The sequence below is a fragment of the Paenibacillus etheri genome (assembly GCF_001012825.1).
In the GTDB taxonomy this organism is placed as follows: Bacteria; Bacillota; Bacilli; order Paenibacillales; family Paenibacillaceae; genus Paenibacillus_AQ; species Paenibacillus_AQ etheri.
Genome location: NZ_LCZJ02000017.1, coordinates 83,439 through 96,088 on the forward strand (window position 1 = coordinate 83,439; position 12,650 = coordinate 96,088).

Here is a 12,650-nt window from a genome sequence, read left to right on the forward strand (position 1 = left end):
TAAATGGATAACGATGACAGGGAAGATTCTAGTAAGCGCATGTCTGTTAGGACATAAAGTACGTTATGATAATGGCGATGTGCCGTGTCTCGATGCTCGTTTCCTGAAGTGGTATGAGGAAGGGCGTTTTGTCCACATTTGTCCTGAGGTAGTCGGTGGATTATCAACGCCTCGTCCAGATGCTCAGCGGCAAGGTGAGCGGGTAGTAAACAGGTGCAGGTGTGGATGTTACGGAACCCTTTATGAAAGGTGCTCAAGCAACGCTGAAGCTGGCTGCAGAACATCAAGTTACATTAGCGATTTTAAAACAGGATAGTCCTTCTTGTGGTAGTCTTTATATTTATGATGGTACTTTTATGGATACGAAGATGCCAGGAGAAGGTACAACTACGGAGTTATTACGGCAGAATGGGTTTAAGGTGTTCGGTGAAGATCAAATAGATGAAGTAGAGAAAGAACTAGCTCGTATGGATGGGTAAGTCATTTTTAAAGTAATAAATCGAACTCATGTTACATAGTGTGTATAAGGGGAACTAAGCAGGTCCTTGGGAGAGGAAATGCCGTCCGAAGAGCCATCCTTCATTTGGGATTGGAGGCGGACGCAGATGAGTATTGATCAGCTCATTTCATTGCTTGTTCTTGTCATCATGATCGTACAGCTTGCCGGCTACAAAGGGAAACATTAAGTTAAAAGTCTCACCTCATTGTAACTGCTTCCGGACCTCAGAAAGTATTGAGCCGTTCGGAAGCTTTTTTTGTTCCACGCTAAGCATATTGCTGAATCTAAAGGATTCCATCACAGGATGTCTAATATATACATAATGTGGATTTTTGGGAAGCCGGAGGAAAATAGGATAATGTTCTACAAAACGGTGTGAGAGGATGGATGAATAGCGTGCCGATGTCTGAGTATTATCAGGAGATCCGAGGAAAAGTGGGTTCAGAGTTATTAATGATGCCTTCCGTAGCTGCAGTAATAAGAAATAAAGAAGATGAAATTCTGTTTATTCGAAAACCTGAAGAGTCCTTGTGGGGATTGCCAGCAGGCGCCATCGAGCCAGGGGAACGGCCGGGAAGAACTTTGCGAAGAGAAGTATATGAAGAGACTGGATTAATGGTGCTTCCTACTTCCATTCTTGGGGTTTTTGGTGGAGGAAAATATAGATACGAATATAACAATGGAGATCAGGTGGAATATACAGTCATCGTATTTGAGTGTTCTATCATCCGTGGAACGCTGAGAGCAATGGATGGAGAAGTCGAAGAATTTAAGTTTTTTAAAGAGAGTGAGCTGCCCGAGATGGCCATTCCCTATCCAGTAGAGATTTTCAAGAAAGACCGCGAGGCGGCAAAAACGATATTTGAGTGAGCTGGAGAGGAGTAACGCATGAAGACTTTTATTTATATGATTAGGCACGCGGTATCACCTTTTGTGCTTGGAGATGAGAGGGAACGAGGATTATCTGATAAAGGGCATGAGGACGCTTATAGAATTAAAGAAATATTGGCGGAGGAAGAGATCACACATTTTGTCTCCAGTCCTTATAGACGAGCCATAGATACAATTAAGTATTTGGCTGAAGCTTCAGATCAAGAAATTAAGCTGTATGAGGAACTTAGAGAAAGAGCCATCGCAAGTGTGGAAATTGAGATCAGTGAACAAGAATTTCTTCAAGGTATCCGGACATCATTCACAGACTTACAATATAAAATGCCGAATGGAGAAAGTACTCAGGGAGCGCAAGAGCGTGCGATTCCTATCATGAAGCAATTAATCGAGACGCATAAAGGCGGCAAAATTGCACTAGGTACCCACGGGAATATCATGACCATTATCCTGAATTACTTCAATAAAGAGTATGGTTATGAGTTCTTTGAACAGACTTCGAAACCAGATATTTATAGGCTGGAATTTGACGAATTAGAGCTCACTAGTGTGGAACGAATGTGGAACCCCGAAGTACTTAGGGTTTGTTTGGATGACAAAAAAATATTTGAACGGTAAAAAATCTATGTATTTCACTACGATCCTGTGTTTTCCCTACTTGGTTCTGTTCATTAATTTATTCGCAGCATGGTTCCCAATTACAGAAACTGCGGATAAACCAGTACCGGTAACAGGGTTAATCATAATAGGGTCATGATTATTTATCCGTTTTATATCATGATGATTAATATCATCGCAAGCATAAACTTCAAGTCAGACGCAGGATAGAGGATGGAAATGAGAGTCAATGCTTTAAAAGAAAGAGTTATTTATGCATGCATCTGCCTAATTGTTATTGTACTGGGGTTATGCTCTAGAGCATTCTCTGAACAGCTACCCTTGTTTGTAATAAGACATTTTGGAGACGCGCTTTGGGGCAGCATGGTTTACTTTATGTTTCGTGTACTGCTAGTGAACCGGAAGCTGTGGATCGCTTTTATGTGGAGCCTGATGTTTAGCTTCGGCATAGAATTTAGCCAACTGTATCAAGCGGAGTGGATCAACAGCGTCCGTGCTACCATAATCGGCGGGTTGATTCTTGGAAAGGGGTTCCTTTGGATTGACCTTGTTCGATATACCGTTGGAATTACGCTTTCTTATGGATTGGATCAATACTTTCGTCCAAAACTGCACCGAATAGATAAATAGCTTTCATTGGAGATGAACCTACAAATGGTAAATAGCTTGATTGTAGTATGCTTGCTTACAATGATTATTCATACAGCGGAAACCTTATCCTATTCGGTAAGATACGCCGGAGTGAAGCTGAACAAGATAGCAATTGCTCTGTCTCTGACAGGCATTATTGTTCTCGTGTCAAGAACTGCAAACATGATTCAAGCTCCACTGACGGCTAAATTCGTAGATTATGCCAAAATACATTCTGATTTCCCACTTCTTAATTACTTGAGAATTATATTGTTAGCTTCTTCATTAGGGACATTAATTGCCATTGCTATTTTCCCTACTTTTGTAGGCTTGTTTGGGAGAATCATCTCAAAGCTTGAAATCGAAGGTTCTATTCCCAAGCTGCTTACGAGCGTAACGATCGGGCAGTTAAAAAATACTAGAAAATACATAAGAAAACCAAAAGTGAATTTATATAACTTCAGATACCTGGGAATTCCTAAACGTTTTATTGTTATGAATGTTTTTGTTACAGCCTTTTACACCGTAGGGGTCATATCATCTTTGTATGCTGCTCATCTAATGCCTCAATATAGCACGACTGCTTCTCAAGCCTCAGGATTGATTAACGGAATGGCGACTATACTGCTGACCATATTTATCGACCCACAGCTTGGTCTTATTACCCATAAAGCCACTGAAAATGTAGAATACCGTGATCAGCTAGGGAAAATATATGTGGTATTGATGGGTTCACGATTTCTAGGTACTATATTTGCTCAGCTCCTAATTGTGCCCGCAGCCCAACTAATTAGTATGTTAGTGAAGCTGATATGAGCCGGTGGGAGTGAATCATTATGGAAGCTTAGACTCTGCTGCTCGTAGAGCTAGCGAGATCTTCTGCTCCCAGGTGTAAATATTCTGTTGCATGGAATGAATCCGCAACATTTGTTCATAGGATGCTCTCATTTTTGTTGCTGCCGTAATCGCATCTCCTTGTTTTACAGCCGATTTATAGAGTTTATCTGCGTCTGAACGAGCTTTCTGTGCTACAGAGATATTCTTGTTCTCTGCGGTAATTTGCTTCTTCAAAGCTGTGATCGGTGCTAGAGCATCTTTGATAGGCTTGATCTTGGCAGCGGTTTGCTTGCGGGCAGTTGCCAAAGCGTCTGTCTTCGCCTTAATTTCAGTTCGGGCGAGCGTTACTGCAGCCTTGAGCTTATTGCGTCTTAGATCCAGGAGAGTGGCAGTCTTAAAGTCCCTAGCTTTCTTGGCTGCGGTAGACTGCTTACTGAGTGTGCTGTATTGTTCCAGTAGGGGAGCATGTTTCTTCTGAGCTGATGTAGCTTCAGATGATAAGCGACTCAGCAGAGCCTTATCTGTTGACTCTATGACAGAGTGAATTGATTTCAGCGTATCATTATTCTGCTTACGCAGTATTTGAATTTTTGAGCTATCGGACTTGAGGCCTGTTTGAAGCGAGGTATAGTTACCATGGAGACCGTTAATGTCATCTAAGGCAGAATCCCAATCTGTACCTGCAGAAGCCATTGTAAGGTTGCTGTTGAGGAGAGCTACTACAAGGATTAATTGGACGAACCTCTTTAAATAACTAAATTTGTGAATAAACATTCGTTTCAGCTCCTTAATTAGTCTATGCGCGCAAAAAAGCACCTCCAAGATAGGCAGGAATGCCTATCTTGCGAGGTGCTTCTCCCGCAGAAATATAAATGATACACTTACTATAACTTGAAATTAATGGATAGTCAATCTGGAGTAGAACATTTGTTTGCTTTTTTTGAAATAATGGAACATAAGGAGAGTCAAATATGAATTCACATCTAGATCGAATGCATGATCGAGTGGCCTTAATAACTGGAACCTCTAGTGGATTTGGACTGCTCACAGCCCTCAAACTAGCTGGACAGGGATTCAAAGTTGTAGCAACGATGCGCGATTTGAGTCGTAAAGGCGAGCTTGAACAGCAGGCAGAGCAAGCAGGACTCTTGAAGCAGCTTCATTTTATGACCATGGATGTTACCGATAGTGATTCTATACAGGCGACTATATCCTCTGTACACGAAACATTCGGAAGAATCGACGTTCTGGTAAATAATGCAGGCTTTGCTATAGGTGGCTTCATAGAAGAGATATACATGGAGGAATGGCGCCAGCAAATGGAGACGAATTTTTTCGGATTAGTCGCGGTGACAAAAGCTGTGCTGCCAGTTATGAGGGAACAGGGAAGTGGTACGATTATTAACGTGGGGAGTATAAGCGGGTTGACCGGTTTCCCAGGGTATGCACCATATGCAGCTTCCAAATTTGCAGTAGAAGGATTCAGTGAAAGTCTGCGTCATGAAATGTCTCCTTATGGAATACGTGTAGTATTAATTGAACCTGGCTCCTTCCGTACCCCGATTTGGGGAAAAGGAATGGCACAAATTCGTCAAACCAAGGGTTCTCCTTATAGAGACCGTCTGGACGCTGTGCTACGATATTCCAAGCATACCGCTGAAACTGCACCTGATCCAAAGCAAGTGGCAGATCTCATCGGTCGTATTACTGAAATGAAGTCACCAAGGCTTAGGTACCCTATCGGCAAAGGCACCCGGATCTTGATCTTAGGCAAAACGCTGCTCCCGTGGAAATGGCTGGAGAGAATTATTGCGAAAGAATTGAGGTGATGGAATGGAGCAATCCATAAACTTAACAATCATTAAACTCATTGGATATGTATCCAGTTTGATGGCCGTTTTTTTATGGTTTATATTTATATTCATTAATCCTTATGCTGAGGTTACGAATCAATCCAGTATTATAATTAGTATGGTAATGTTGGTGTTGCCTGCCGGATTACTAGCGATAGGTGTCTCTTTAAACAGAAGTCTTCTCATGCTTCTCGCCTTTATTTGGAGTTTTCCATATAGTTTATATATGTTTTTAACGCCGGGAATCTTCAGGTTGTTCGGGATTACAAGCTTAATGTATTTATTGTGTTTTGTGTTATTTAGAATCATCAAGATCAGATTTTGAATAGAATTGAGGTGCGCCGATGCTAGATTCGTCAGGACTACATATTTGCTTCGATCCAGCGGGCCGTGAAATTGAAATCCTAGATGTTACTCCAGTTGGTAAAGATAAATACCGCATCGAAGAGACGCCGATTTTTAATCCAAGTGTTACAATGGGTGATATTATACGGGTGAAAGAAGAACTAGGGATCTATTACTATCAGGAAACTTTACAGAAATCTCATTTCAAAAGGTACGCTTGGCTCCTCAGTAAAGAGGCTGTTGATTCAACAGCCATTTCTGCTTTTAAACAACGGATCACAGAGAATGATGGGAAATGTGAACAGATCTTTGGCGGTTTGTTGGTCATTCATATTCCTAAGAATACTTTGATCGACGTAGATGGGGAAATGAATCGCATTATTGAGCGGTTTTAGAAGTGAGGGTACGTAAATATTAACGAGTATGAATAAGAAAAAAATGCTGCGGCATGAAATGCAAGGAAGCTTGCACATGATGCAGCAGCATGGAGAATAGGTGAAACGGTTTAGACAATCTGAGCGATACAATCTATACTTATTTTATTTCTTTCATAAATGTCTTAAAATTTTCGGCGATTTCTTTTGATTTGGTATGGTGCAGATAATGTCCTGCATCAAGTTTTACCAATTTTCCTTGTACGGAATTTTTGACTTGCTCTTCATGCAATGATATCCAATCCTTTAAGAGAGTATCATCCCCTTGTACAAAGAGCAAAAGGGGAAGATCCTTTGGAAAAGTTGAATTTAGAGCCCCTTTATAATTAGAAGACATATGTTCCACTTCATTTAAGTGAGTGTAATTATAAGTGTTTCTAAGCGTAAACAATCTCAATTGTTCTTTAGTTTCATCATCAAACGGCAATCCAACATAGGGGTTTCCACTTGTTTTAAATAACAATCTGCCCAAGCCTGATTTTCTAAGTAGTTTTAATTTTCCTGTTGGTATTTTAACATTTGTTCTGTCTTCTGTTGCAATACTGTTATCAATCCCGACAAATGCACTTATTTCGTTTGGATATTTGTTCGCATAATTCAGACTGTACATACCGGAAATAGAGTGTGCCATTAGAATATAACGGTCAATATTAAGCTGCTTTACAGCTTCATGAATCTCACTCACAATATTTTCCGTGGTTCGCTCTTTTTCAGTTCTATCACTTAATCCATAACCGAAAGGCTCAATCGTGACAACTTTGTAAAATGGAGATAGTTCATCTATTAGCAGCTTAAAATCAAGTCCCGGTGCCACTGTTCCATAACCAGGTAAGAGCACGATTGTCTCTTCACCTTTTCCTTGAATCAAAACATTCATATTTTTACCATCGACGCTTACAGACTGACCATAGGGTTTTATTTTAGCTTGGTCCGATTTATTGAGGAAAATATTAGCGACAAAAACAGTCACTAGAAAAAGTACTATTGCAGTAGCTAAAGCCCCTATGGAAATAAGTATAATTCGAAGCGGTTTACCCATCCTTTTTTTTATTATTTCTTCTGTTGGTTTCACTCGTATCTTCACCTGTCCTCATTAGTTATTCTAGCTATATTAACGACTCGCCAAAGAAAGCTTACCCGATGAAGGTGAACCCTACATGACGACAATATGAACTGAATATGAACGAGCGAAAAAAAAGCTTCTGCACCGATCAAAGAGTCTATAAAATGAATATGAGGTGAGCAATTATGTTGAAATTTATTAAACAATATTTGCCTAGTGTTGCTATCGCAGTGGTCCTATCTTTGTTTGTAAGAACTTATGTTGCTGAAGCCATGAGGGTTCCTACTGGCTCTATGATTCCTACAATTGAAATTAATGACCGTCTAATCGTAGAAAAAATGTTATGGATGACGACACTCGATCATGGTGACATCGTCGTGTTTACGCCCCCGGTAGCAGGTGATGAGAATAAAAGATATGTAAAGCGGTTGATAGGGTTACCAGGTGATACCATTGAAATTAAAGATGGAGTACTTTACAGAAATGGAACGGAGATCAATGAACCCTATCTTAATGAGCGGATGGACTATACTTTTGGACCCGTTACGGTTCCGGCAGATCATTACTTTTTTCTCGGAGATAACCGGAATATAAGCTATGATGCTCATCTCTGGGCTACTCCTTTTGTAGCGAAGGATCAGTTGATTGGAAAAGTGATAGCGGACTTTAGTATTCCTTTTTAGGTGATGTAGCGGGGGTCTTTTGAACTAATTGAGAGTGTTAATGAGACTTTAACCATATTGTGACTTTGGAATAATTTAGCTATCCTTAAGGTAAAATATACCTATTGATAGGAAGGGTGCAGAATTTTGAAAGCTCATGTCACAGATCTCAAACATGGCGATTGTCTTATGCTTGACACTTTTAATAGTGTTGGTCTACACGTGCTCCCAAAAGGGACAATTGTTTACCAAGAAGAAATCACCCTCCTGATGAGGCATCGTATCGATTATGTCGATATTGAACCTCGCAGCATTGCGATGGATGATGAGGGAACGAATCTGGCGCAAAGCCTGAATGGAAACTTTGATTTAGCGATCCAAAACTATGAATCTATTTTTCTTGAGGCACTCAGCAAGGGCAGTTTCACGCAGTCAGATGTAGATCTAACGCTGCAGCCCTTGCTGGAAAAAATGGATGAACATAAGGATGTAGTTTCCTTATTGCTGTTGCTTGAACGAGAAGACGTTGGTACATACAATCATTCATTACAGGTCGGACTGCTATCATTTTACATAGCGACTTGGTTAGGTTATACCAAAGAAGAACGCTACGAGATTAGCCGGGCAGGGTATTTACACGACATTGGAAAAAGTCAGATCGCCCCATCTATCTTAAATAAGACGGGGATCTTAACCCCTGAGGAAACTGAAGAACTAAAGCGTCACACTTCATACGGATACGATATTATTCTTAAATCTATGAATGACGAGAAGACCGCTCTGGTGGCGCTTCAGCATCATGAATTCGAGGATGGGACTGGTTATCCTAATATGCTTCGTAAGGCGGACCTGCACCCGTATACACTGATTGTGGCCGTCGCTAATGCCTATGTTGGGATGACCTCTGCAAGAGCGAGTCAACCCAAACAAGGGCTGATTACCGTTCTGCGTAAGGTGCATGAGCTGGGCTTTGGCAAGCTGAATGGAAATGCGGTACAAGCTCTGATTGGACATTTACTGCCGAACTTCGTAGGTAAAAGTGTTCAGCTTAGCAACGGAGAGCAAGGTACGATTATTATGAACAACCCTTTGGATATTTTTAAACCGTTAGTGAAAGTAGATGAAACTACGTTTAGGGATTTATCCAAGGAGCGAAATTTGACCGTTGAGGAAGTATTTATTTAACGAATAGTTTTGTCTGGAAAAATGGAAAGGCTATCTCCTGATTCAAAATCAGAGGATAGTCTTTTTATGTTATAATCGAAATTGGGTTAACAACCCTTTAATATGAAGTAGGAGAGTGCTTATCGTGATTATCAAGTTCATTCGTTTGCGTTAATTCGAGGTACAATTCAATGATACCGTCATCATTTATTTCAAAATGTGACAGGTCCTTATTTAAGTGTGCATTCTTTGATTACCAAATTCGAATGAAATGAGGAATGAACAATGAGCGAAAAGATATTTAAAGTAAACGGAATTGATATATGTTCGGAAAGTTTTGGAGACCCCAACAATCCTGCAGTTTTACTGATTATGGGTGCCACTTGTTCAATGGTTTATTGGGATGAAGAGTTTTGTCAACGATTAGCAGATACCGGACGTTACGTTATTCGGTATGATAACCGGGATGTGGGACGTTCTGTTGTTTATGAGCCTGGGAGTTCCAATTATACTGTGATGGATATGGCCGAAGATGCTGCGGGGCTACTTGACGCCTATAATATAGAACAGGCAAATATCGTGGGGATGTCCTTAGGTGGTATGATTGCACAAGTTCTTGCTATTCGCCATCCTCAGAAAGTTCTAACCTTAACCTTGATCGTATCTAGTTTTTTTGAATCTGATGATAATGATCGGAACTTGCCTCCAATGGATGAGAGGATTCTCGCTTTTCATGCGGATGGAGCTACTCTGGATTGGTCCGATGAAGAAGCTGTAGCAGATTATTTGGTTTCAGGTTCCGGCATACTCTGTGGTTCAAAACATAAATTCGATGAGAAAAGAGCGTATAAACAAGTTAGGATGGAAATAAAACGTGCCAACAACTTGCTCAGTATGTTTAATCATGCGCTTCTTATAGGGGATGATAAATACGAGGGTAAGGCGAAAAATATCATGGTTCCTACATTGGTAATCCACGGTGTAGAAGACACGGTACTTCCTATAGAGCATGGCCTGGCGCTTGCTGATGAAATTCCTAATGCGTCGCTACTAACCCTAGAAGGAACGGGTCATGAAGTTCACCCGGATGATTGGGAAACAATAATTAATGCGATTTCGAGTCATACTTCAGGTGGTAATGCTTAACGAGGCATAAATAGTTAGATAAAGAAGGGTTACAATCGGTGATGCCGATTGTAGCCCTTTTTCTACTACTCTTTAGGAATTAAAGCGTTTAACTAATTTTTCCTTATGCGCAGTAAATGCCTCTTCTAAAGTGATACCATACAAATCGGCTAACAATGCTATATTTCCTAGCACATCACCAATTTCCTCAATCAAGTCATTTTTCAGTTGCTCTGGTGGAGGGGTAGATTCATCTGGGCGATCTCTTCCGATTTCATAGGACCGTACTGCCCGAGCGACCTCACCGGTTTCTTCCATAAGAAAGCCAACCCGTATAAAAGGACCATAATCGGTCCAGCCTCTTTGTCCATAATAACTTTTAATCCATTTCTGCACTTCATTGATCTCCATATTATGTAGCACTCCTAATCTTTTACATGATTTATTCTCCAACATATAGTATATTAGATGTCGGATATTATCAATATATAGTTTGGAGATGAGAAATTGAGATCAATTTGTGTTTTTGCAGGATCGAATTTAGGGGCACACGAGGAATATAAAACTAAAGCTGTTGAACTTGGAAACTACATGGCTATGAATAATTATCGCTTAGTTTACGGCGGCTCAAGAATTGGGTTAATGGGTGAAGTCGCTAATGCTGTTTTGAACGGTGGAGGTGAGGTAATCGGGGTTATGCCTAGAGGATTGTTTAATGGAGAGATGGTACATAGAGAATTAACGCAGCTGATAGAAGTGGACGATATGCATGGACGAAAAGCAAAAATGGGAGAATTGGCGGATGGCTTTATTGCTTTACCCGGCGGTTTTGGAACATATGAGGAGCTGTTTGAGGTTTTGTGCTGGTCACAAATTGGCATCCATAAGAAACCGGTAGGCGTTCTAAATATCAGGAATTTTTTTGATCCTCTGATGAATCTAATTCAACACAGCATTAACGAGGGGTTTTCTAACGCTTCACATCTTAGTTTGTTAAACGTATCAGATAAGCCGTTGGAACTTCTACATCTATTGAAGGGCTATGTCCCTCAAACGTTGGAACAAAAGTGGAAACAGCTTAACTAGAGAACAGTTACTGTAACAGATGAAAGGGCTGCCGAGAGGGAGCTCTTTTTCTGCTAATCATTAGATGTGGTAGAATATGGGTATGCTTCAAGGAGGTGTACGAGCGAATGAATGTAAAAAAGAACGTACTATTCATTTTATGTGCAGTTGTAATTGTAGGTATTATTGGATGGATCATTATAGAGGTTGGGCATTCCAAATGGAATTTTGAACGTCAGTTAAATGCGGATATACAGAGACTCCAAACCATAAATGAAGTGAATTATAGTTCCGATGCTGATGCAGTGGAAGAAATAAGCCTAATGAAGCATCCTTTGAAAATAAAAGTCCTCTCTATAACTCCTGTAGAAGCTCCAAGACCTGATTATTTTCGCGATGTAACGGTTGAAATTAATGATAAGCCTTTTAAAGTACGAATGGCTTGTTATACTAAACCCTTGTCTAATACCCCATATGAAATATGGGATTTGAATCAGATTAACTTTGAATAACCTCACATCATACCACTGAATTTGAATTTCACTAGTGGATTGGCTATGATAAATATAGAGAAACGCTACAAGAGGAGAAATGGATAATGACCCCCGAGAATCAAATCGAACAATTTAAGAAGCTTAAGCACGAGATCACACGTTTTATGCTGATTTATAAATTTGCACTAGATGAGATGGAGACGAAGATTGAGATTCTCAAACAGGAGTTTCAATCTCTGCATGATTATAGCCCTATTGAACATACCAAATCGAGAATCAAGTCTCCCGAGAGTATTATGAACAAAATGCTCCGCAAGAATGGTGAATTATCTCTAGATTCTGTGAGAAATTGTATTAAAGACATTGCAGGTCTGCGGATTACATGTTCTTTTATCTCAGATATTTATCATGTGAGTGAAATGCTTCAGAAGCAGGACGACTTAACAGTACTTGAGGTGAAGGATTATATTAAGAATCCAAAACCTAATGGATATCAGAGCCTTCACTTGCTGATTCAAGTACCTGTATTTATGTCCGATCGTCAGGAGCTCGTATGTGTTGAAGTACAAATTCGTACTATTGCTATGGATTTCTGGGCAAGCCTCGAACATAAAATATTTTATAAATATAATAAGTCGGTACCCGAGAGCATGACGCGTGAGTTGAAAAATGCTGCGGATGCTGCTCATGCACTTGACCTACAGATGGAGCGACTGCATCGTGACATTAAGGAAATTAAAGACGACGATGAAGATGATGATCTTAGTTCCTTTGAGGAGCTTCGCAGAATAGTGATTCACAATCAGCAATTCACACTTCCGGCTAACTTTATTAAGCTGCTTGGCGACAAATAAGCTGTTCATATCACCTAGAGTTACCGTTTCTGGTTAACTCTAGGTTTTTTATTGGATAGATCATTGCCACTTACAACTAGAATAGAGTATTCTCAACTTAAAAGAGAGACTTGTAATCT

18 protein-coding genes are annotated in these 12,650 nt (G+C 40.2%); 15 read left to right on the forward strand and 3 right to left on the reverse strand.

What is annotated here, in order from left to right; genetic code table 11:
- The first annotated feature begins 13 nt into the window (after nt 1–13).
- The 7 genes from UQ64_RS05305 to UQ64_RS05325 all read left to right on the forward strand — a co-directional run bounded on the left by UQ64_RS05305 (nt 14) and on the right by UQ64_RS05325 (nt 3,451).
- Nucleotides 14–316, forward strand: a complete 303-nt coding sequence (locus tag UQ64_RS05305; RefSeq protein WP_280818152.1) for a 2-thiouracil desulfurase family protein — start codon at nt 14–16, stop codon at nt 314–316.
- On the forward strand, nt 243–479 hold the full coding sequence (locus tag UQ64_RS32530) for a 2-thiouracil desulfurase family protein (RefSeq protein ID WP_280818153.1): 237 nt from the start codon (nt 243–245) through the stop codon (nt 477–479). The genes UQ64_RS05305 and UQ64_RS32530 overlap by 74 nt, the downstream gene beginning before the upstream one ends.
- A 78-nt stretch (nt 480–557) precedes the next feature.
- Nucleotides 558–686, forward strand: coding sequence for a hypothetical protein (locus UQ64_RS32535; RefSeq protein WP_279306850.1), 129 nt, complete (start codon nt 558–560; stop codon nt 684–686).
- A gap of 209 nt (nt 687–895) precedes the next feature.
- The gene (locus UQ64_RS05310; RefSeq protein ID WP_060622492.1) at nt 896–1,369 is read left to right on the forward strand and encodes an NUDIX domain-containing protein; all 474 of its coding nucleotides are present in this window, start codon (nt 896–898) and stop codon (nt 1,367–1,369) included.
- Between the two features lie 18 nt (nt 1,370–1,387).
- Nucleotides 1,388–2,005, forward strand: coding sequence for a histidine phosphatase family protein (locus UQ64_RS05315; protein WP_060622453.1), 618 nt, complete (start codon nt 1,388–1,390; stop codon nt 2,003–2,005).
- A 219-nt stretch (nt 2,006–2,224) separates the two neighbouring features.
- On the forward strand, nt 2,225–2,635 hold the full coding sequence (locus tag UQ64_RS05320; RefSeq protein ID WP_082650993.1) for a ribosomal maturation YjgA family protein: 411 nt from the start codon (nt 2,225–2,227) through the stop codon (nt 2,633–2,635).
- Nucleotides 2,636–2,659: 24 nt separating this feature from the next.
- A complete protein-coding gene (locus tag UQ64_RS05325; RefSeq protein WP_060622455.1) occupies nt 2,660–3,451 on the forward strand; it encodes a lipid II flippase Amj family protein in 792 nt (263 codons plus the stop codon).
- A gap of 18 nt (nt 3,452–3,469) precedes the next feature.
- Here the strand turns inward: UQ64_RS05325 and UQ64_RS05330 are convergent, their stop codons facing one another.
- Entirely contained in the window at nt 3,470–4,246 is a 777-nt protein-coding gene (locus UQ64_RS05330) for a hypothetical protein (protein WP_060622456.1), read from the reverse strand.
- A gap of 197 nt (nt 4,247–4,443) precedes the next feature.
- Between UQ64_RS05330 and UQ64_RS05335 the strand changes: the two genes are divergently transcribed.
- A complete protein-coding gene (locus UQ64_RS05335) occupies nt 4,444–5,301 on the forward strand; it encodes an SDR family oxidoreductase (RefSeq protein ID WP_060622457.1) in 858 nt (285 codons plus the stop codon).
- A 368-nt stretch (nt 5,302–5,669) separates the two neighbouring features.
- A complete protein-coding gene (locus UQ64_RS05345; protein WP_060622459.1) occupies nt 5,670–6,065 on the forward strand; it encodes a DUF4265 domain-containing protein in 396 nt (131 codons plus the stop codon).
- 139 nt (nt 6,066–6,204) lie between these two features.
- Here UQ64_RS05345 and UQ64_RS05350 read toward each other — a convergent pair whose 3' ends face one another.
- Complete coding sequence (locus UQ64_RS05350; RefSeq protein WP_060622493.1) at nt 6,205–7,143, reverse strand: alpha/beta hydrolase; 939 nt, start codon at nt 7,141–7,143, stop codon at nt 6,205–6,207.
- Between the two features lie 209 nt (nt 7,144–7,352).
- On the opposite strand from UQ64_RS05350, the gene lepB reads away from it, so the two are divergent.
- The 3 genes from lepB (at nt 7,353) to mle (ending at nt 10,139) form a co-directional block, all read left to right on the forward strand.
- Entirely contained in the window at nt 7,353–7,850 is a 498-nt protein-coding gene (gene lepB, locus UQ64_RS05355; protein WP_060622460.1) for a signal peptidase I, read from the forward strand.
- 126 nt (nt 7,851–7,976) lie between these two features.
- Complete coding sequence (locus UQ64_RS05360) at nt 7,977–9,014, forward strand: HD-GYP domain-containing protein (RefSeq protein WP_060622461.1); 1,038 nt, start codon at nt 7,977–7,979, stop codon at nt 9,012–9,014.
- A gap of 264 nt (nt 9,015–9,278) precedes the next feature.
- Nucleotides 9,279–10,139 carry an alpha/beta fold macrolide esterase gene (mle, locus tag UQ64_RS05365; protein ID WP_060622462.1) on the forward strand — a complete coding sequence of 287 codons (861 nt, stop codon included), beginning with the start codon at nt 9,279–9,281 and terminating at the stop codon, nt 10,137–10,139.
- A 72-nt stretch (nt 10,140–10,211) separates the two neighbouring features.
- Here the strand turns inward: mle and UQ64_RS05370 are convergent, their stop codons facing one another.
- The gene (locus UQ64_RS05370; RefSeq protein ID WP_060622463.1) at nt 10,212–10,529 is read right to left on the reverse strand and encodes a MazG nucleotide pyrophosphohydrolase domain-containing protein; all 318 of its coding nucleotides are present in this window, start codon (nt 10,527–10,529) and stop codon (nt 10,212–10,214) included.
- 96 nt (nt 10,530–10,625) lie between these two features.
- Between UQ64_RS05370 and UQ64_RS05375 the strand changes: the two genes are divergently transcribed.
- The 3 genes from UQ64_RS05375 to UQ64_RS05385 all read left to right on the forward strand — a co-directional run bounded on the left by UQ64_RS05375 (nt 10,626) and on the right by UQ64_RS05385 (nt 12,531).
- The gene (locus UQ64_RS05375; protein WP_060622464.1) at nt 10,626–11,204 is read left to right on the forward strand and encodes an LOG family protein; all 579 of its coding nucleotides are present in this window, start codon (nt 10,626–10,628) and stop codon (nt 11,202–11,204) included.
- A gap of 107 nt (nt 11,205–11,311) precedes the next feature.
- Nucleotides 11,312–11,695 carry a hypothetical protein gene (locus UQ64_RS05380; protein ID WP_060622465.1) on the forward strand — a complete coding sequence of 128 codons (384 nt, stop codon included), beginning with the start codon at nt 11,312–11,314 and terminating at the stop codon, nt 11,693–11,695.
- Nucleotides 11,696–11,781: 86 nt separating this feature from the next.
- On the forward strand, nt 11,782–12,531 hold the full coding sequence (locus UQ64_RS05385; protein ID WP_042187155.1) for a GTP pyrophosphokinase: 750 nt from the start codon (nt 11,782–11,784) through the stop codon (nt 12,529–12,531).
- Nucleotides 12,532–12,650: the final 119 nt, after the last annotated feature.